Here is an 18,425-nt window from a genome sequence, read left to right on the forward strand (position 1 = left end):
CCAAGCCTGCTCCGCCGTGACGGCCGCTCCTGCGACATCCAGCGATCCCGACCTGCAGCGCAAGCTGCAGCAGGACAGCATCCTGCTGGCTGGCAGGACGATCTACCTCAACCCCTTCCTCTACTGGCGTCGCTTCGACGCCAACACCGACCGCTGGCTGCGGGAGCCCGGCCAGCTGCCGGAGGAGCAGATCACCGCCAACCGCGGCCGTTTCTACCCGGAACTCAACTGGGAGCAACTCGATCCCCAGGAGCGGCTGGCCAAGGAGGGCTCCGTGGAGATGTTCCTCAAGACCCTGGAACTGATCAGCACCTTCAACCCCGATCTCACCGCCGGCCAGCTGCTCGAAGTGGAGCGCAAGATGGCCGTGACCAAGAAGCGCGCCTTCGAGCGCTGGGTGGCCCGGGCCCTGCGGCGCCGCCAGCAGGAGGAGCTCAGGGAACGGCGCCGCTTCGACCGTGACCGCACCCTGCGGGCCTGGAACGAGTGGATCGGCCTGGAGGTGACCCGGCAGGCCCTGGTGCCGGCGGCCATGGCGGTGGTGCTGAGTGTGGGGGCCGGCTGGTGGTGGGGCAGTCAGCAGGCCTGCCGCCAGGTGATCGTGGCTCCCGGCGTGCCGGCTCTGCAGGCCAACCCCATGCCCTAGGCCCTGGTTCAAGGCGCTGGCCGCGGCGCTCCGTCAGGGGCCGTGGGCGCGGCAGACTGGCGGGAGCGCGTTTGCTTCCTGTCCATGGCCGCCGATCCCCTCGACAGCCTGCGGCTCAGCCTGATGCAGGACATGTTGCCCATGGGCCTGGCCGCCGTGGACCGGGTACGCAAGGGCGGCCCCCAGGAGCTGATCGCCGCCTTCGATGGCTCCAGCGCCGATCCCCTGGCCCAGTTGCGCCAGGAGGGCGAACAGGCCGCCAGTCAGGTGCGCGAGCAGCTCGATCGGGTCAGCCCCGGACTCGGCAATCCGGTGATGAAGGTGAGCGTGCGGGATGTGGATCCCGGCTCTGATGGGGCCGATCCACCTCTCTCCCAGGAAGCCAGCGATCCTGCCGAACTGCAGCGGCGTCTGGCCTCGGTGGCCGAGAGCCTGCGGCTGCTGGAGCTGCGGCTCACCCCGGATGGGGAGACCCCCTAGCCATGGCCTACGGCCAGGCAGGCCGCCACAGCGGCATGGGCCAGCAGCCGTTGCTGCTGCTGCTGGTGGTGCTGCTGTGCAGCGGCGCCATGGTGTCGCGGCTGGCCTGGCTGCAGCTGGTGCACGGCGTTGAGAACCGCGAGCGGGCCGATCAGAACCGCATCCGGCTGATGCCGCGCAACCCGATCCGCGGCCGTCTGCTCGATCGTCAGGGCGAGGTGCTCGCCACCAGTCGGCTCACCTACAACCTCTACATCCAGCCCCGCGAGGTGTCTGACGACCAATGGCCGCCCCTGCGGGACGCCTTGGCCGCACTGCTGAAGCTGAATCCCGCCAGCCTCGACCAGAAACGCAGCAGCGGCAGCAATGCCGAGGGCTTCCGGATCACCCTGGCGGAGGGCCTGGCGGCTGAGCAGGTGCTGCGCTTTCGCGAACAGGCCAGTGAGCTGCGCGGCGCTGAAGTGGATGTGGACGTGCTGCGCAGCTATCCCCATGGCCGCCTGGCGGCCCACGTGCTCGGCTACACCAGCGGCATCACCGAAGAGGAATACGAGCGCAAGCGCGACAAGGGCTACCGCATCCGCGACCGGGTGGGCCGCACGGGGTTGGAGAGCGCCTTCGAATCCCATCTGCGCGGCCAGTGGGGCGGCCAGCAGGTGGAGGTGAATGCCGCGGGCCAGGTGCAGCGGGTGCTCGGCGACAAGCCGGCCGAGGCGGGCAAAGACCTGCGGCTCACCCTGGATCTGCCCCTGCAGCAGGCGGCGGAGCGGGCGCTCGACTCGGTGCGCAAGGGCGCCATCGTGGCGATGGATCCCGAGACGGGGGCGATCCGGGCGCTGGCCAGCCGGCCGGCCTTTGACCCCAACGTGTTCTCGCCGGCTCCGTCGAGCCAGGAGTGGGCCGCCCTCAACGGCCCGGAGGCGCCCTTGCTGAACCGTGCCTTCCAGGGGTTCCCCCCCGCCAGCACCTTCAAGGTGGTCACCACCGCGGCGGCGCTGGAGTCGGGGGTCTACGGCCCCAACGACAAGGTGCTCACCACCAGCTCCTTCTGCTACGCCGGCCTCTGCTACCGCGACCACGGCGCCCATGGGCTTGTGGGTTTCCCCTTCGCCTTGGCGGTGAGCAGCAACACCTTCTACTACCGGGCCGGCCTGAAGATCGGCCCTGATGCCCTGTTCGCCACGGCGCGGCGGCTGGGTTTCGGCAGCCCCACCGGCATCGAGCTCAGCGATGAGGAAACGGGGGGGCTGCTGGGGGATCAGGCCTGGAAGCGCAAGGCGCTCGATGAGCCCTGGACCCCCGTGGACACGATCACCTCCTCGATCGGCCAGGGGGCCCTGCTGGTGACGCCGCTGCAGATGGCGCGTCTCTACGCGGCCGTGGCCAATGGCGGCTGGCTGGTCACGCCCCACCTGGTGGAGAAGCCCCCCACCCGCACCCGCATCGGCCTCAAGCCCTCCACCGTGGCCGTGCTGCAGAAGGGTCTGCGCATGGTGGTCACCGAGGGCACGGCGCGGCTGCTCAACGATCCGAGCCTGCCGCCGGTGGCCGGCAAGACCGGCACCGGTGAGGATCCCCCCCGCCCCGACCACGCCTGGTTCGGTGGCTATGCGCCAGCCGACAAGCCCAGCCTGGTGATCGTGGCCTTCGGCGAGAACTCCGGGGGCTACGGCGGCACGGTGGCGGCACCGATGGTCAAGGCCCTGATGACCACCTGGTTCAGCGGCGGCGCCCGGCCCGACTGAGCCCGTGCCGGCTCAGGTTGCGCAACTGTTCAGGCCACCAGCTGCAGCTGGGGCCGCTCCAGCAGGCGGCAGTAGAAGCCGCGCAGCTGCTGGGTGGCGGAGGCCCAGCCCCAGCGCTCGGCCTCGCTGCGGGCGGCCTGACGCAGCAGCTGGCGCTCGCCTGGATCCCCCAGCAGCCGCCCCACCGCCGCCGCCAGACTCGCGGCGCCGCCGTCGGCGCCATCGGGCTCATAGAGGCAGCCGTTGACGCCATCGCTGACGATGTCCGGAATGCCGCCGCGGTTGGCCCCCACCACCGGGCAACCGGCCGCCATGGCCTCCAGCAACACCAGGCCCAGGGTTTCGGTGCTGCTCGGGAACACGAAGGCATCGCCGCTGGCATAGGCGCTGGCCAGGGGCGCGCCTGTCAGGTAGCCCACGAAGGTGGTGGCGGTGCCGGCGAACACCTTCTCCAGGGCCTGGCGGTGGGGACCATCCCCCACCAGGGCCAGGCGGGCCTCAGGCATGGCCTCAAGCACCGGCCGGATCCGCTCGATCTGTTTTTCGGCGGAGAGGCGGCCGATGTAGAGCAGCAGCTTGCCGGTGTCGCTGTGGCCGCCCAGCAACTGCTCCCGCGTGGCCTGGTTGCGCAGTTCAGGGCGGAACAGTTCGGTGTCCACGCCGCGCTGCCAGAGGTCGGTGTGCTGGATGCCCTTCTCGCTCAGCTCCTGCACCATGGCGCTGGAGGTGCAGAGGTTGAGGCTGGCCTGGTTGTGGGCGGCCTTGAGCAGTTCCCACAGCAGCGGCTCCAGCATGCCCATGCCGTAGTGCTCCAGATACTTGGGCAGGTGGGTGTGGTAGCTGGCGATCAGGGGATAGCCCTTGGTCTTCGCCAGCCAGATGCCGCCCAGGCCGAGCACGGCCGGGTTCACCACATGCACCAGATCGGGCTGGAACTCCTCGAGGGCCTCCGCCACGGCGGGGCGGGGCAGGGCCAGCTTCAGCTCCGGATAGAGGGGCAGCGGCATGGCCGGCACCCCCACCACCCGCGCACCCATGTACTCGGCCGGAGCGCCCTCCGGGCAGAAGATCAGCACCTCATCTCCCAGATCCACCAGGTGCTGCACCGTCTTGGTGAGGCGGGTCACAATCCCGTCGACCTTGGGCAGGAAGGTCTCGGTGAAGAAGGCGATCTTCAAGGCTCGGGTGCCGCAGGGGGGGAGAGCTGGATGCAGGCGGGTTCGATCAGGTCGCCCGGATCAAGCCGTCTTGATGGCCTGGGCCTGGGTGGTGGTCCAGGCCGACACGCAGGGGATCCGACTGCGGTCGCAGCGGTCAGCCCAGCGGCGGGCCACATCCACCACTTCGGCCATCAGACCGTCGTCGAGGGTGGTGGGGTTGAGGCCCAGCTCGATGAAGCAGCGGTTGTCCACGATCAGGTCGTTCTCCACGGCCTCATTGCGAGGGTTGGGCAAGTAGGTGATCTCGGCGTTGGTGAGGGACGACACCTTGCGGGCCAGTTCGCCCACCTGGTGGCTCTCGGTCATCTGGTTGAAGATCTTCACCTTCTCGCCATGGGCGGGCGGGTGCTCCAGGGCCAGCTGCACACAGCGCACGGAGTCGCGGATGTGGATGAAGGCGCGGGTCTGGCCGCCGGTGCCATGCACCGTGAGCGGGTAGCCGATGGCGGCCTGCATCAGGAAGCGGTTCAGCACCGTGCCGTAGTCGCCGTCGTAGTCGAAACGATTGGTGAGGCGGGGATCCCTTTCGGTGAGCTCCGTGTTGGTGCCCCAGACGATGCCCTGGTGCAGATCAGTGATGCGGATCTGGTCGTTTTTGTTGTAGTAGAGGAACAACAACTGATCCAGAGTCTTGGTCATGTGATACACACTGCCGGGGCTGGCAGGGTGCAGGATCTTCTCGGTGAAGCGGCTGCCATCCGGCTGGGGCACCTCCACCGTGAGGTAGCCCTCGGGAATCGTGGCGCCGCGATGGGAGCCGTAGCCGTAGACCCCCATCGTGCCCAGGTGCACGATGTGAATGTCGAGGCCGCTCTCCACGATCGCGGCCAGCAGGTTGTGGGTGCCGTTGACGTTGTTGTCCACGGTGTAGCGCTTGGTGGCGCTGGACTTCATCGAGTAGGGGGCCGCCCTCTGCTCGGCGAAGTGCACCACGGCCGTGGGCCGCTCGTCGCGCAGCAGATCCAGCAGGCGGGTGTACTCCTGGGCGATGTCCATCCGCACGAAGCGGATCGCCCGGCCCCCCACCTGCTCCCAGGCCCGCAGGCGCTCGCTGATGGTGGCGATCGGCGTCAGCGACTCGACCTCCAGGTCGACGTCGATCTTGCGCCGGCTCAGGTTGTCGACGATCACCACATCGTGGCCGGCATCCGCCAGGTTGACCGCACAGGGCCAGCCGCAGAAGCCATCGCCGCCGAGAACGAACACCTTCATTCCGAAACCTTCATTCCGAAAACCCCAGACCCCTGCAGGACGAGCTGTCGCTCATCGGGGCAAGCTACTACAGGCGTTCCGGCGCTCTCAGCCGCTGATCCCCACGGCCACCACCACCAGGGCCAGCACCAGAACGGCCCCGCCGATCAGCAGCAACCGCGACTGGCTGCTGCTGCGCTCGCCCTCCTCCATCACCACCATGCGGGGCTCCCGGGCGAAGGCGTTGAGCTTGCCGCCGTCTTCTTCGGTGACCTGCATGGACCAGGGCTCTAGGAGGGCTCACCTTATGGAGAGATGTCCGGGCTGTCAGGCCGCCGCGGCCAGAACGTCAACGGAAGTTCATGCGGCGCCCGGCGGAAGGGCGATCAGCTGCCCACGCGCCCCTGGCCGGGGGAGCTGGGGCTGGCCTGGGGGCGTCGCGGCAGCCGTCCGGCCTGGAAGGCCAGGCGGCCGGCCTGGCAGGCCTGGGCCATGGCCTGGGCCATCAGGGGCGGGTTGCCGGCCAGGGCGATGGCGCTGTTGATCAGCAGGGCATCGGCCCCCATCTCCATGGCCTCGGCCGCCTCGCTGGGCACACCGATGCCCGCGTCCACCACCACCGGCACGCTGGCGTTCTCGATGATCAGGGCGATGTTGGCGCCATTGCGGATGCCCTGGCCGGAGCCGATCGGTGAGGCCAGCGGCATCACCGTGGCGCAGCCCACCTCCTCCAGCCGCTTGGCCAGCAGCGGGTCGGCATTGATGTAGGGCAGCACCGTGAAGCCCTCCTTCACCAGTTGCTCGGCCGCCTCCAGAGTGCCGAACGGATCGGGTAGCAGGTGGCGGCTGTCGGGGATCACCTCCAGCTTCACGAAGCTGTTGTCCTCCTGCCCCGCCAGCTTGGCCAGCTCCCGCCCCAGCCTGGCCACCCGCACCGCTTCCTCGGCGGTGGCGCAGCCGGCGGTGTTCGGCAGCATCCAGATGCGCTGCCAGTCGATCGCCTGCATCAGGCCGCCGTGGCCCGGAGCGCCGCTCTGCACCCGGCGCACCGCCACAGTGACGATGGCGCAGTCGCTGCGCTCCAGGCTGGCCTGCATGGTGGCGAGATCGGCGTACTTGCCCGTGCCGGTCATCAGCCGGCTGCGGAAGCGGCGTCCGCCGATCAGCAGGTCGTCGCTGCCGGCGGCAGGGGCCTCGCCGGCGGCGGCGCTGCTGGAGAGGGGGATCCCGGTTGGGTTGGGCACCACGATGGCTTCCGGCGCATGGCTCACAATGGCTCTAGCCTCCCATCAACTCCGGCCCTGCCGTGCTTCGAACGCTCCTGCTCACGGCTCTGCCCCTCGCTGCGCTGCCGCTGGCCGCTCTGCCCCTCACACCCGCGCCAGCGGCGGCGCAGTTCCTGGGCGCTGACAGCTTTCTTCCCTTCAGCCTCCCCGCCGAATTCGGCGTCCCTGCCGCCGACCAGCGCGACTCCAGCGTCGAGACCTTCGATCCCGTCGGTCGCGCCGAGCTGCTGGTGCGCGAGATCCCGCGGTCCTGGGTGGGCTCTTACCAGGCCTTCGGCGGCAGTGAGGTCGTGCCTGCCAGCCTCAGCCTCTCCGAGCTGAGAGCGGTGGGTCAGATCGTCGATCTGCGCGGCACCATGACCATCAACGGCGCCTCGACGGCGGTGCAGGGCAACCTCAATGCCGAGTCCGACCAGCTCGATCTGATCCTGCTCTGCCGCTGCAATGTGGGCGGCCTGGAGATGGGCGGCATGTTCTCGGGTCAGCAGGGGCTCGCCCTTGTCGGCTGGAATGCCCCGCGGCTCACCAATTCCGGCGGACGCCTGGAGCTGCAGCCCCAGTCTCAGCCCGTCAGCGCCCCAGGGGGGCCGGCGCCGATCGCGCCCGTGCGCGGGCTCTGGTGAGGCTGGCGGCCTTCAGGCCGCCTTCCCCTGGGTGCGCTCCAGCCTGTTCAGGCGCTTGAGGGCCGTGCGGTTGCCGCTGTCGAGTTCGAGCACCTTCTGATAGGTGGCACGGGCCTGCTCGGGGTCCTGCTCCTTCTCCAGGGCGTAGGCGAGGTTGTTGAGGGCCACGGGATAGTCAGGCTTGGCCTTGAGGGCAGCCCGGTAGTGCTTGAGGGCCGTCTTGTAATTCTTCTGGGCCGCCAGCGCGAAGCCCAGCGCGTTCTCGATCAGGGCCAGGGCCTCCGCCGGGGCCTCTTCCGCCGTGGCCAGCTGGCGGGCCTCACTGAGGCTCTCCACCGCCTGGCCGAACAGGCGCTTGCGCAGTTGCACGGAGCCCAGCTCATAGAGGCTGGCGGCATCCCTGGCCTCCGTCTGGGCGCCTTGACCACCCTGGCGCTCGAGGCGCGCCAGGGTGACCTCGTCCTGGCGCACCTTCCAGATCTGGCGCGCCACCACCACGGCAGCACCGCCGAGCAAGACGACCAGGCCGATCAGATAGGCCTGGGGAAGCAGGTTTTCCAAGGGGCGCCGGGGCTGGGAGGAGGGATCGGGTGGTCGGCGATCAGGCCTTGGCGGAGCCGACGACGCTGCTGAAGCTGGTGGGGTCGACCACGGCCAGCTGGGCCAGCATCTTGCGGTTCAGGCGCACATCCGCCTTCTTGAGGCCGCCCATCAGACGGCTGTAGCTGACGCCGTTGATCCTCGCCGCGGCGTTGATGCGAGCGATCCAGAGCCGACGGAAATCGCGCTTGCGGCGGCGACGGTCGCGGTAGGCATTGCAGAGGGCCTTCATCACCCGCTGGTTGGCGGTGCGGAAGAGGGAACCATTGCCGCCGCGGAAGCCGCGGGCCAATCTCAGAACTTTATTGCGGCGTTTACGGGCAACGTTGCCCCTCTTGACGCGGGCCATGGCAGGGAATCAGGTGGAGATGAAGGGAAGGCGTAGCGGTGGCCGCTGCCCTCAGGCGTAGGGCAGCATGCCCTTGACGTTGTCGGCGTCGCGCTCGTCGACGACGGCCATCGTGCCCAGGTAGCGCTTGCGCTTGGGGCTCTTGTGATCGAGCAGGTGGTTGTGGAAGGCCCGGCGACGCATGAACTTGCCGGTGCCGGTGGCCTTGAACCGCTTGGCGGCTGCTCTGCGGGTCTTGAGCTTGGGCATGTCTCCCCGGCGCTGGCACAAACAATCACCCTACGACCTGGCCCCGCCATCCTCCAAGCTCTTGGTGCCGTCCGCCCCCAGCTGATGTCTCCCACCGCCTCCCTGCGCCATCTGGCCCTCACCAGCCTCTGGGCCGGTGCCCTGCAGGTGGGCACGGGTTGCTCGGCCCAGCCTCTCGCCCCGCCCCCGCTCCAGAGCACGCTGCGCTGGCCGGTGCCGGCGCCGCCCCGGATCGACCCCGCCAACCCGGTGCTCTGGGTGGGCCTGGCCCCCCGGCTGAGCGCGGCGATGCCCCTGGAGCTGCGCAGTGGCGGTGGCCTGATGACCCTGGTCACGGCCTCCGGTGGCCGCTACAGCTCGCCGCGCCTGGTGCTGCATTGGCGCACGGTGCCGGTGCAGCCGGCGCTGGAGATCCGTCGCCAGGTGCTGGGCCCCTTCGCCAGCTTCGAGAGTGCCGAGGAGGCCGCCGGCCGCTGGCGCGCCGCCGGCGTGGCCCCGCTGATCGCCAATCCGCGCGAATGGGAGGTGTGGGCGCCCCTGGATGCGCCCCTGCCCGAGGGCCTCGGGCAGGCCCGGCGCGTTGAACAGACCCTCAGCCAGCGGCTGGTGCTGGAGCTGCGCCGTGATGACGGCCCCGTGCTGATGGAGGGGCCCGTGCGGCTGGAGACCCCAGGCGGGCTGCTCTGGCAGGGCGGTCTGTTCCAGGGACCCTTCCGGCTCCAACCCGATGCCTATGGCACCTGGGCGCTGGTGGAGGAGGTTCCCGTGGAGCGCTATCTCCAGGGGGTGGTGCCCCACGAGATCGGTGCCGGCTCCCCGCCGGCCGCCCTCGCCGCCCAGGCGGTGCTGGCCCGCACCTGGGCCCTGCGCAACCAGATCCGCTTCCATGTGGACGGCTACCACCTCTGTGCCGATACCCAGTGCCAGGTCTATGCCGATCCACGCCAGGCCGGCGCGGCCGTGCGCCAGGCCATCGCAGCCACCCGCTCCCAGGTGCTGAGCTGGCAGGGGGAGCCCATCCACGCGGTTTATCACGCCACCAATGGCGGCGTGGCGGCCGGCTTTGAGGAGGTCTGGAGCGGGCCTCCCCTCCCCTACCTGAAGCCCTTTCTGGATGGCCCGCAGGCCCTCCAGACCCGTTTCCCGCTGCCCCTGGCGGCTGCCCAGGTGGCTCCTCTGCTCTCGGGGGGCTCGGCCCTCTACGGCGCCGACCATCCCCGCTTCCGCTGGAGCCGCACCATCACGGCGGTGCAGCTCGGCCAGGCCCTGCGCGCCACCGCCCCCCAGCTCGGCACCCCCCAGACCGTGTCGGTGCTGGAGCGGGGGGTGAGCGGCCGGGTGCTCGCCCTGGGCATCCAGGGCAGCGGTGGTTCCACCGTGCTGCGGCTGGATGCGATCCGCCGCACCCTGCGCCAGCTGCCGAGCACCCTGTTCGTGGTGGCGCCCAGCGGCGCCGGCAGCTGGCGCTTCGATGGCGGCGGCTTCGGGCACGGCGCCGGCCTCTCCCAGGCTGGAGCCATCGACCTGGCTCGGCGGGGCTGGACCCTGCAGCGCATCCTCAGCCGCTATTACCCCGGCACCACGCTGCAGCCCCTGTCTGCCCTGGACACCAAAGCACCTGGGAGTGCCCCTTAGAGTCCGCACACTTCCGGGAACGCCATGGCTGCGGACGGCAGTACCACCAACGTCCTGCGTCCGGCGGCGGCCGCTGCTGATCGCCGCCGTGGCAAATCGGCGCTGTTCGTGATCGCCTGCGGCTGGGCCGGCATGGTGCCCCACTGGCTCGATCCGGCCATTCGGCTCTGGCCCTCCACCGGCATGGCCCTGCTGCTGGGGGGCTACAGCGTCTACGCGGTGCTGTTGCCGGCGCTGGGGCGGGGCCGTGCCGGTGCGGCCCGGCAGGCAGCCGCCCCCAACCCTTCCCCAGCCGGGATCCCCAGCCCAGGCGCCAGTGCGGTGGATGTGGTGGTGGCCGCCCGCGATGAGCAGGCCGTGATCGGCCGGCTGGTGGAGCGCATCGCGGCGTTGCGCTACCCGGCCGGTCAGCTGCAGCTGTGGGTGGTGGATGACGGCAGTTCCGATGCCACTCCCCAGCTGTTGGCTGAGTTGCGCCAGCGCTTTGCCTTCCTGCGGGTGCTGCGGCGCGAGGCCGATGCCGGCGGGGGCAAGTCGGGAGCCCTGAACCTGGCCCTGCAGCAGCTCCAGGCTCCCTGGATGCTGGTGCTGGATGCCGATGCCGATCTGCAGAGCGACAGCCTCGAACGGCTGATCCCCTGGGCTGAGGCGGGCGAGTGGGCGGCGGTGCAGCTGCGCAAGGCGGTGGTGAACCCTCTGGGCAACTGGCTCACCCGGGCCCAGTCGATGGAGATGGCCCTCGACGCCGTGGTCCAGGAGGGGCGCCAGAGCCGCGGCGGTGTGGTGGAGCTGCGGGGCAACGGCCAGCTGCTGCGCCGTGAGGCCCTGCTGGCCGCCGGCGGCTTCAACGAGGCCACGGTCACCGACGATCTCGACCTCAGTTTCCGCCTGCTGCTGCAGGGGGCCTCGATCGGCATCCTCTGGGATCCCCCGGTGCGGGAGGAGGCGGTGCTCAGCCTGGCGGCCCTCTGGCGCCAGCGCCAGCGCTGGGCTGAGGGCGGCCTGCAGCGCTTCTTTGATTACGGGCCCGGGCTGTTGTCCCGGCAGCTGAGCCGCCGCCGCCGGCTCGATCTCTGCAGTTTCTTCCTGTTGCAGTACGCCATGCCCGTGGTGGCGATGGCCGATCTGCTCGGCGCCCTGCTCACCACCACGCCGCCGCTGATCTGGCCCCTGTCGTTCGTGGCGTTCGGGCTGTCGGGCTGCTCCATCCTGCTGGGCTGCCGCCGGCCCTCGGAGGGCCCGGTGTTCCCGCCCATGGCTCCCTGGAACCTGGCCCTCGGCATTGCCTATCTCGGCCACTGGTTCGTGGTGATTCCCTGGACCAGCCTGCGCATGGCCCTGCTGCCCAAGCGCCTGGTCTGGGCCAAGACGCTGCACCTGGGCGAGTCCGGCTCTGCGGACCCCTCAGCCGAGGACGCCTCGGTGGAAGACCCGGCGGTGGCCTGAGCGCAGCCCCCGCTGCTCAGGCCACATCCTGGCCGGCGTCGTCGAGGGGCCCGTCCAGTTCCACCACTTCGCCGTTGAAGAAGTCCGCCAGACGGCGGGCCTTGTCATCCAGGGGGGAGGAGTGGCCAGGGCCTGGCTCGCCGGCGGCCCTGGCCGGGCCTGCGGAGCTGTTGCTGGGGGCTGGATGGCTTGGGCTTGGAGGTGGGGCCGGGGTCGGCGGCGCTGCGGGCCGGCTCGGGGGCGGTGGCGGTGCGGCCTCGGCGGTGGGGGTTGGGGCGGGGCTGGGGGCTCCTGCCCGCACGACGCGTTCGGGCGGCGGGGCTGCCGGTGCTGCGGGCGTGGGCTCTCGGCCGGCTTCCAGCACCAGCTGGCGGGGGCTGCCGAGGGCCTTGGCGATCGCCTGCTCCACCAGGGCCTGGCGGTTGTGCACCATGGCGACCCACTGGCTGGCCACCTGCACCACCGCCCGGCGTTCATCCAGCCCCACCAGGCGGCCCTGCTGGCTCAGCAGCATGCGGGTGGAGGGCAGCTCCAGGCAGGCCAGGATCTGCTGCCAGAGCTCGCTGAGGTTCACCGCCCGTGGCTCCGGGGCCAGCTGTTGCGGGGATGTCGCAGCCGGCTGCGGGGCCACCGGGGGCCCCGGCGGCGTGGCGGCTGGGGTGGCGGCAGGAGTGGCTGCTGGCGGCGGCGCGGCAGCAGCCCGCTGCGTCTCAGGCTGGCTGGCGGCCACGGGCTGCCGCGGCGCCAGCAGGCCCAGCAGCAGCACCTCAAGCCAGAGGCGGGGGTTGACGCTGTGGCGCAGCTGCTGCTCGCTGCCCTTGAGCTGGGCCTGCCACTGCAGCAGGCGTGGCTGACCCAGGCGGCTGGCCAGATCCGGCAGCTGGCTGCGGAACTGCCGGGACACGGCCGTGAGCTCGAGTCGCTCGGGGGCCAGGCCCACCAGCACCAGATCCCGCAGCAGACTGGCCATCCCCTGCAGCACGGCCGCCGGCTCCCGGCCCCGCTCCAGCAGCTCGCGGCTGGCCTCGATCAGGCCGAGTGGCTCGGCCCCCGCCAGGGCCGCGGCCAGGTGCAGCAGCTCCTGTTCCGGCACCGCCCCGAGCAGGTCCCACACGGCCTCCACCTCGATGGGCGGGGGCAGCAGGCTGAGCTGATCGAGCAGGCTTTCGGCATCGCGCAGCCCGCCCTGGGACCGCTGGGCCACCACGTGGAGGGCCTCGGGCGTGATCGCGATCGCTTCCTGGGCGGCGATCCAGCCCAGATGGCGCTCCAGGGCCGGCAGGGGGATGCGGCGGAAGTCGAAGCGCTGGCAGCGGCTCAGGATCGTGGGCAGCACCCGCTGGGGGTCGGTGGTGGCCAGCACGAACACCACCTGCGGCGGTGGCTCCTCCAGGGTCTTGAGCAGGGCGTTGAAGGCCGCCGTGGAGAGCATGTGACACTCGTCCACCACATACACCTTCCAGCGGGCCTGCACCGGCGCGAAGCGGGAGCGCTCGATCAGCTCGCGGATGTTGTCCACGCCGGTGTTGGAGGCGGCGTCGATCTCGATCACGTCGAGGGCACTGCCGGAGGCGATCCCGGTGCAGAGCTCGCAGTGGCCGCAGGGTTCAGGCGTGGGCCCGGGGGCGCTGAGGCAGTTGAGCGAGCGCGCCATGATCCTGGCGCTGGACGTCTTGCCCGTGCCCCTGGGCCCGCTGAACAGGTAGGCCGGCGCGATACGGCCGGAGCGCAGGGCATTGACCAGCGTGGCGGCGATGGCCTCCTGCCCCACCAGCTGGTCGAAGCGCTGAGGTCTGTACTTGTGGTGGAGCGGCTGGTAGGCCTGGCCCATGGGGCGGCCTCAGGAGCGAAGTGTCGAGGCTACTGGTCGTCCCCGGGCTCCAGCAGCCCATGCAGCCGGGATTCGAGCGCGGCCTCCATGTCTTCCACCTCGGCCAGCTGGTCGGCCAGGCCCTGGGCCGTGCGCCGCAGGGCCTCGAACTGGCCCTGGCCCCAGCGGGCCTCGGCCTTGGCGAGTTCCTCATCCAGCCGACCCTGCAGCTTCTGGCGCAGGCCCTCCAGCTGGGCGATGGTCTGCCGGGCCAGCTCCAGGCCCTTGTCCAGCTGACCCGGATCCAGATTCAGCGATTCCAGATTCAGGCCTTCGAGGCGGGCACCCTGCCGCAGCAGCAGGCGGGCGCCGGCGAGCACCGCTGCCGGCATCACCTGCCCCAGGGCCAGCGCCCCCAGGGTGCCGGTGTGCAGCCAGCCCTCCACCTGGGAGCTGCGATGCCGGCCGGTCTTGCACCAGTGGGCGAAGTGCTCGCAGTTGTTGAACAGCAGGTTGTAGTTCTGCTCCCCGAGGCGGCCCATGGCCCGTCTGAGGCAGACCCCATCCGGGGAGCAACTGCCCTCGGGATAGGGCACCACGCTCAGCGGTTGGCCGAGGCTGAAGTCGTCGCTGGCGCTGCGCAGGATCTCGCGGCCCTCCAGGTAGTGGGCCACCGTGCCGTCGCCCAGGTCGATGCCGTGGTGGTTGAACAGGCCGTGCTGGCGCGGCACCTGCAGGTGATCGGCGGCGGCCACGCAGGGTTCAGGCGCTGGCCTGGGCGCCCTCGTGGCTGGCGCCCAGGGGAACCACCTTGGCCTGGCTGCGCTGCTCCACCAGCTCGCGGGTCACGGTGAAGTCCTTGACGTTGCTGCGGGAGGGCAGGTCGTACATCAGCTCCAGCATCAGCTCTTCGAGGATGCCGCGCAGGGCCCGGGCCCCGGTCTTGCGGCGGTGGGCCTCGGCGGCGATCGCCGCGATGGCGCCGGGCTCGAAGTGCAGCTGCACCTCGTCCATGCTGAGCAGCGTCTGGAACTGCTTCACCAGGGCATCCCGGGGCTCGGTGAGGATCGATTCCAGGGCGCGGGTATCGAGCGGTTCGAGCACGGCGCTCACCGGCAGGCGGCCGATGAACTCAGGGATGAGGCCGTACTTCACCAGGTCGTCGGGCTCCATGTGCCGCAGCACACTGGCCGCCTGGCGCTCCTTGACGCTGCGGGGGCGGCTGCTGCCGTCGGGGTTGATGAAGCCGATGGCATTGCGGCCCATCCGTTTCTGCACCACGTCGTCGAGGCCCACGAAGGCGCCGCCGCAGATGAACAGGATCTGGCTGGTGTCGATTTGAATGCAGTCCTGATAGGGATGTTTGCGGCCCCCCTGGGGCGGCACGTTGGCGGTGGTGCCCTCCAGCATCTTCAGCAGGGCCTGCTGCACCCCTTCGCCGGACACATCCCGGGTGATCGAGGGGTTCTCGCTCTTGCGGGCGATCTTGTCGATCTCATCGATGTAGATGATGCCCCGCTGGGCCAGTTCCACATCCATGTCGGCCTTCTGCAGCAGCCGCAGCAGGATGTTCTCCACGTCTTCCCCCACGTAACCGGCTTCGGTGAGGGTGGTGGCATCGACCACGGCGAAGGGCACATCCAGGATTTCGGCCAGGGTCTGGGCCAGCAGCGTCTTGCCGCAGCCGGTGGGGCCGATCAGCAGGATGTTGCTCTTGTGCAGCCGGGTGGCGGTCTGGTCGGTCTCGCCCTTGCCGTCGCCCTGCCAGGCCAGGCGCTTGTAGTGGTTGTAGACCGCCACGGAAAGCGATTTCTTGGCCTCTTCCTGACCCACCACCTGGCCATCGAGGAACTCCTTGATCTCCTGGGGTTTGGGCACTTCCGCCAGGGTGGGAGCCGGTCTGGACGGCTTCTTGGCCGAACTCTTGGCGCGAGTGGGTTCGGGGGCATGGCGGCCGCCCGCCGAGCCGTGGCTGTCCACCAGCTCCTCATCGAGGATCTCGTTGCAGAGATCGATGCACTCGTCGCAGATGTAGACCCCCGGCCCGGCGATGAGCTTGCGCACCTGCTCCTGGGACTTGCCGCAGAACGAGCACTTGAGATGGGCGTCGAACTTGGCCATCGGCAGGAGCGGCAGGACGGAACGTCCGGGTCGGGGGGCGGGAGAGGAGTGGTCCCCGGGTCAGCATTGACCCTGGAACCGGTTCAGGACACTTTCCTTAAGGATCGGACAGAAAGGTTCAGACGGGGGGCCAGACAGGACGCTTCAGCGAGGAGGCCTCTGAGCGGCACCCGAGCCGAGCGGTGGAGGGCCAGCTGTCCACCCGGCGGGGGAACCATGGCCAGCAGATCGGCTTCAGGGCCAAGGGCCTAAAAGATCCCATGGATCGAGCTGGCTCGCCAGGGGGGTCATGAGGGCCCTTGGGGTGAAGTGGTTTCGGTCACCACCCGGTCGATCAGGCCGTATTCAACCGCCTCCGCGGGGGAAAGGAAGTAGTCGCGGTCCGTGTCCTCGGTGATCTTCTCAAGGGGCTGGCCGGTGTGCTCCGCCATCAGGCCATTGAGGGTGTCCTTGAGGTAGAGGATCTCCTTGGCCTGGATCTCGATGTCCACCGCCTGGCCCTGGGCGCCGCCGAGGGGCTGGTGAATCATGATCCGGGCGCTGGGCAGGGCCAGGCGCTTGCCCTTGCTGCCCCCCGTGAGCAGGAAGGCCCCCATCGAGGCCGCCAGGCCGTAGCAGATGGTGACCACATCCGGAGCCACCTGCTGCATGGTGTCGTAGATCGCCAGCCCGGCCGTCACCGAGCCGCCCGGTGAGTTGATGTAGATCTGAATGTCCTTCTCGGGGTCCTCGGCCTCCAGGAAGAGCAGCTGGGCCACCAGGGCGTCGGCCACGGCATCGTCGATGCCCGTGCCCAGAAAGATGATCCGCTCGCGCAACAGGCGCGAATAGATGTCGAAGGCCCGGTCGCCCTTGCCCGACTGCTCGACCACGGTGGGCAGCACCCCGGGGGCGGCGGCGGGCGCCCCGATGGTGGCCTCGGGCCGCCCTCCCATCCAGAGGTTCTGGATCGGGTGGGTCCGCAGGGCAGAGGGGGAGTGGGCGTCGATCACGCGCGGCAAGGTCTGGTACCGGCAATCTATGGGGATGGGATCGGTGCTCGCTGGGTGGATTGCCGCAGCCAGGGGCAGGACAGCCCCCGCACCGCTCAGTCTTCGCTGGTCGGAGCCGCCTCCTCGGCAGCAGCAGCCTCATCGCCGGCGGTAGCGCCCTCGGTGATCGTGCTGTGGCTCTCGAGCCAGTCGAGCAGCTTGTCGCGCAGAAGGTCGTCGCCCACCACCTGGCGCAGCCGATCGGCATCGATGTTGCTCTGGTTCTCGAGCCCCTGGCGCACTTCCTTCACCTTGGCGTCCAGCTCGGCGTCGTCCACCTTGATCGCCTCGGCAGTGGCGAGGGCCTGGAGTGCCAGGTTGCGACGCAGGCGCTGTTCCGCCTCAGGCCGGGAGCTGTCCACCAGGCTGCGCACCAGCTCAGGGGTGAACAGTTTTTTCACGTCCATGCCCTGCTGGGCGATCTGGCCGGCGGTCTGCTCGATCAGGTTGCGGATCTCCTGCTGCAGCAAAGATTCCGGCAGCTCCACCTCCAGCTCCTCCACCAGGGCGCCCAGCAGGGCCTCGTGGCGGGCTGTCCTGGCCCGGCTTGCGGCGTCGTCCCGGAGGCGCTGCTCCAGATCGGCCCGCAGCTCGGCCATGGTCTGCTTGTCGCTGGCCTGCTTGGCAAAGGCGTCGTCGAGGGCGGGCAGCTCCCGGGTCTTGAGGTCCTTGAGGTCGATCTCGAAGCGGGCCTGGCGACCGGCGGCCTCCTCCTGGGGGTAGCTCTCGGGGAACTGGCACTCCACCGTGCGCGCGTCGCCCACGGCCATGCCGATCACACCCTCCACGAAGCCGGGGATCATGCGACCCTCCTCCAGTTCCACCTCGGTGGCATCGCTGCTGCCGCCGGTGATCGCTTCGCCACTGTCGACAAACACGCCGCTGAAGCTGAGCACGGCCACGTCGCCGCTCTCGGCGCTGCGGCCCTCCACCGGCACGAGGGTGGCCAGCTGCTTGCGCGACTGCTCGATCAGTTCATCGACCCTGGCCGGGTCGTAGCTGATCGCCTCGGCCTCGGCCTTGAGGCCGCGGGTGTTGTTCAGCTTCGGGGTGGGTTCCACGTCGAGCTCCAGCGTGAAGCTGAGCGCTTCTCCAGGCTGGAACCTCTCCAGCACCAGCTCGAAGGCCTCGTTCAGCTCCGGACGGCTCAGCGGAGACAGCTCCTCCAGGGCCAGGGCGTCGCGGAAGGCGGCATCGACCAGATCCTCCAGGGCGGTGGCCTTCACCCGCAGGGGGCCGATCTGCTGCAGCAGCACCGCCCGGGGCACCTTGCCCTTGCGGAATCCCGGCAGCTTGATGCTGCGGCTGAGCTTCTCCACCGCCGTCTCGTAGCTGGCCTTGCAGCGCTCGCCTGGAATCGCCACCTCGAGGGCCATGCGGCTGCCCGGACGTGGCGTGGCGGTCACGCTGAAGGTGTCGCCCTTGGCGGGGCTGGTGGGGGCGGAAGAGGCGGCAGCAGGACTCATGGCAGCTCGATGCAGCCCCCTATCCTAAGAAAGTGGCTTGCAGGCACTGTTTCCGGTAGTGTTTGCAGCATCAAGACGTGAGATCCCCGTGGTGGTCTCCCTGGCCCATGCATCACAGCTGCGCTGTGATTCGCCTGTCAGTTCCGAGCAACCACGGCAGACTCCGCCCAGGCCCTGCAGATCCAGGCCTTATTGATCCGAGAGCCTGAGATCGTTTGCCGGTCGAGCCCTTCCCCAAGTTTTCCAACCAGCCCTTCGCCACCACGCTCACCTTTCCTCTCCCTCAACCGTTCACCGTTGGCCCCCGTCTCTTCACCGGTCTTCGGAACCCCTCGATCGCCCACCCTGTTGCAACGCCCCTGTCGCAACGCCCCTGCTGCGATGAGTCGCCGCTTGCCGCGTTCCCGTTTCCCAGGCCTTAGCCAGGGTTCTGCAGCTCGAGCGGGCCGCCCTTTCAGGTTCCGAGCCGAGGCTGCATCCCCTCCATCTCTCCCAGGCCCCTACCGCCCTTGACCACAGCTCAGCCC

At 69.8% G+C, this 18,425-nt stretch carries 18 protein-coding genes; 6 read left to right on the forward strand and 12 right to left on the reverse strand.

Features of this window, described 5'->3' with window-relative positions; genetic code table 11:
- The first annotated feature begins 16 nt into the window (after positions 1-16).
- From CyaNS01_RS00285 to mrdA, 3 genes are all read left to right on the forward strand, one after another.
- Complete coding sequence (locus CyaNS01_RS00285) at positions 17-646, forward strand: hypothetical protein (RefSeq protein WP_186697940.1); 630 nt, start codon at positions 17-19, stop codon at positions 644-646.
- Positions 647-730: 84 nt separating this feature from the next.
- Positions 731-1,126 carry a hypothetical protein gene (locus CyaNS01_RS00290; protein WP_186697942.1) on the forward strand — a complete coding sequence of 132 codons (396 nt, stop codon included), beginning with the start codon at positions 731-733 and terminating at the stop codon, positions 1,124-1,126.
- Between the two features lie 2 nt (positions 1,127-1,128).
- On the forward strand, positions 1,129-2,871 hold the full coding sequence (mrdA, locus tag CyaNS01_RS00295) for a penicillin-binding protein 2 (RefSeq protein ID WP_186697943.1): 1,743 nt from the start codon (positions 1,129-1,131) through the stop codon (positions 2,869-2,871).
- Positions 2,872-2,900: 29 nt separating this feature from the next.
- Here mrdA and CyaNS01_RS00300 read toward each other — a convergent pair whose 3' ends face one another.
- The 4 genes from CyaNS01_RS00300 to CyaNS01_RS00315 form a co-directional block, all read right to left on the reverse strand.
- Complete coding sequence (locus CyaNS01_RS00300; protein ID WP_186697945.1) at positions 2,901-4,049, reverse strand: glycosyltransferase family 1 protein; 1,149 nt, start codon at positions 4,047-4,049, stop codon at positions 2,901-2,903.
- 60 nt (positions 4,050-4,109) lie between these two features.
- Positions 4,110-5,303: an NAD-dependent epimerase/dehydratase family protein gene (locus CyaNS01_RS00305; RefSeq protein ID WP_186697947.1), complete on the reverse strand. Its 1,194-nt coding sequence runs from the start codon at positions 5,301-5,303 to the stop codon at positions 4,110-4,112.
- Between the two features lie 87 nt (positions 5,304-5,390).
- Positions 5,391-5,561, reverse strand: a complete 171-nt coding sequence (gene psb34 / locus CyaNS01_RS00310; protein ID WP_186697949.1) for a photosystem II assembly protein Psb34 — start codon at positions 5,559-5,561, stop codon at positions 5,391-5,393.
- A gap of 107 nt (positions 5,562-5,668) precedes the next feature.
- Positions 5,669-6,529 carry a thiazole synthase gene (locus CyaNS01_RS00315; protein WP_370561615.1) on the reverse strand — a complete coding sequence of 287 codons (861 nt, stop codon included), beginning with the start codon at positions 6,527-6,529 and terminating at the stop codon, positions 5,669-5,671.
- 59 nt (positions 6,530-6,588) lie between these two features.
- On the opposite strand from CyaNS01_RS00315, the gene CyaNS01_RS00320 reads away from it, so the two are divergent.
- A complete protein-coding gene (locus CyaNS01_RS00320) occupies positions 6,589-7,191 on the forward strand; it encodes a hypothetical protein (RefSeq protein ID WP_225875712.1) in 603 nt (200 codons plus the stop codon).
- Between the two features lie 12 nt (positions 7,192-7,203).
- On the opposite strand, the gene CyaNS01_RS00325 is transcribed toward CyaNS01_RS00320, so the two are convergent.
- From CyaNS01_RS00325 to rpmI, 3 genes are read right to left on the reverse strand one after another with little or no spacing between them, the layout of a single operon-like run.
- Complete coding sequence (locus tag CyaNS01_RS00325; protein WP_186697951.1) at positions 7,204-7,752, reverse strand: tetratricopeptide repeat protein; 549 nt, start codon at positions 7,750-7,752, stop codon at positions 7,204-7,206.
- A gap of 40 nt (positions 7,753-7,792) precedes the next feature.
- Complete coding sequence (rplT, locus tag CyaNS01_RS00330) at positions 7,793-8,140, reverse strand: 50S ribosomal protein L20 (RefSeq protein ID WP_186697953.1); 348 nt, start codon at positions 8,138-8,140, stop codon at positions 7,793-7,795.
- Between the two features lie 51 nt (positions 8,141-8,191).
- Positions 8,192-8,389: a 50S ribosomal protein L35 gene (rpmI, locus tag CyaNS01_RS00335; RefSeq protein WP_186697954.1), complete on the reverse strand. Its 198-nt coding sequence runs from the start codon at positions 8,387-8,389 to the stop codon at positions 8,192-8,194.
- Between the two features lie 84 nt (positions 8,390-8,473).
- Here rpmI and CyaNS01_RS00340 point away from each other — a divergent pair, with 84 nt between their 5' ends.
- Together CyaNS01_RS00340 and CyaNS01_RS00345 are read left to right on the forward strand one after the other, a co-directional pair.
- Complete coding sequence (locus CyaNS01_RS00340; protein WP_186697956.1) at positions 8,474-10,024, forward strand: SpoIID/LytB domain-containing protein; 1,551 nt, start codon at positions 8,474-8,476, stop codon at positions 10,022-10,024.
- 24 nt (positions 10,025-10,048) lie between these two features.
- Positions 10,049-11,470: a glycosyltransferase family 2 protein gene (locus CyaNS01_RS00345; RefSeq protein ID WP_186697958.1), complete on the forward strand. Its 1,422-nt coding sequence runs from the start codon at positions 10,049-10,051 to the stop codon at positions 11,468-11,470.
- Between the two features lie 16 nt (positions 11,471-11,486).
- On the opposite strand, the gene CyaNS01_RS00350 is transcribed toward CyaNS01_RS00345, so the two are convergent.
- The 5 genes from CyaNS01_RS00350 to tig form a co-directional block, all read right to left on the reverse strand.
- A complete protein-coding gene (locus tag CyaNS01_RS00350) occupies positions 11,487-13,301 on the reverse strand; it encodes a DNA polymerase III subunit gamma/tau (RefSeq protein ID WP_186697960.1) in 1,815 nt (604 codons plus the stop codon).
- Between the two features lie 29 nt (positions 13,302-13,330).
- Positions 13,331-14,035, reverse strand: a complete 705-nt coding sequence (locus tag CyaNS01_RS00355; protein WP_186697962.1) for a lecithin retinol acyltransferase family protein — start codon at positions 14,033-14,035, stop codon at positions 13,331-13,333.
- A gap of 7 nt (positions 14,036-14,042) precedes the next feature.
- Positions 14,043-15,401, reverse strand: a complete 1,359-nt coding sequence (gene clpX, locus CyaNS01_RS00360) for an ATP-dependent protease ATP-binding subunit ClpX (RefSeq protein WP_186697964.1) — start codon at positions 15,399-15,401, stop codon at positions 14,043-14,045.
- Between the two features lie 287 nt (positions 15,402-15,688).
- Entirely contained in the window at positions 15,689-16,336 is a 648-nt protein-coding gene (clpP, locus tag CyaNS01_RS00365) for an ATP-dependent Clp endopeptidase proteolytic subunit ClpP (protein WP_186699991.1), read from the reverse strand.
- Between the two features lie 152 nt (positions 16,337-16,488).
- Entirely contained in the window at positions 16,489-17,898 is a 1,410-nt protein-coding gene (gene tig, locus CyaNS01_RS00370; RefSeq protein ID WP_186697965.1) for a trigger factor, read from the reverse strand.
- Positions 17,899-18,425 lie beyond the last annotated feature (527 nt).

Source organism: Cyanobium sp. NS01 (assembly GCF_014280235.1).
Classification (GTDB): Bacteria; Cyanobacteriota; Cyanobacteriia; order PCC-6307; family Cyanobiaceae; genus NIES-981.

Bases quoted from the DNA above. Each gene is read 5' to 3' on its own strand.
- rplT (WP_186697953.1), bottom strand. From the start codon at position 8,140: ATGGCCCGCGTCAAGAGGGGCAACGTTGCCCGTAAACGCCGCAATAAA.
- psb34 (WP_186697949.1), bottom strand. From the start codon at position 5,561: ATGCAGGTCACCGAAGAAGACGGCGGCAAGCTCAACGCCTTCGCCCGG.
- tig (WP_186697965.1), bottom strand. From the start codon at position 17,898: ATGAGTCCTGCTGCCGCCTCTTCCGCCCCCACCAGCCCCGCCAAGGGC.
- CyaNS01_RS00340 (WP_186697956.1), top strand. From the start codon at position 8,474: ATGTCTCCCACCGCCTCCCTGCGCCATCTGGCCCTCACCAGCCTCTGG.
- mrdA (WP_186697943.1), top strand. From the start codon at position 1,129: ATGGCCTACGGCCAGGCAGGCCGCCACAGCGGCATGGGCCAGCAGCCG.
- clpX (WP_186697964.1), bottom strand. From the start codon at position 15,401: ATGGCCAAGTTCGACGCCCATCTCAAGTGCTCGTTCTGCGGCAAGTCC.
- CyaNS01_RS00345 (WP_186697958.1), top strand. From the start codon at position 10,049: ATGGCTGCGGACGGCAGTACCACCAACGTCCTGCGTCCGGCGGCGGCC.
- CyaNS01_RS00305 (WP_186697947.1), bottom strand. From the start codon at position 5,303: ATGAAGGTGTTCGTTCTCGGCGGCGATGGCTTCTGCGGCTGGCCCTGT.
- CyaNS01_RS00290 (WP_186697942.1), top strand. From the start codon at position 731: ATGGCCGCCGATCCCCTCGACAGCCTGCGGCTCAGCCTGATGCAGGAC.
- rpmI (WP_186697954.1), bottom strand. From the start codon at position 8,389: ATGCCCAAGCTCAAGACCCGCAGAGCAGCCGCCAAGCGGTTCAAGGCC.
- clpP (WP_186699991.1), bottom strand. From the start codon at position 16,336: ATGGGAGGGCGGCCCGAGGCCACCATCGGGGCGCCCGCCGCCGCCCCC.
- CyaNS01_RS00350 (WP_186697960.1), bottom strand. From the start codon at position 13,301: ATGGGCCAGGCCTACCAGCCGCTCCACCACAAGTACAGACCTCAGCGC.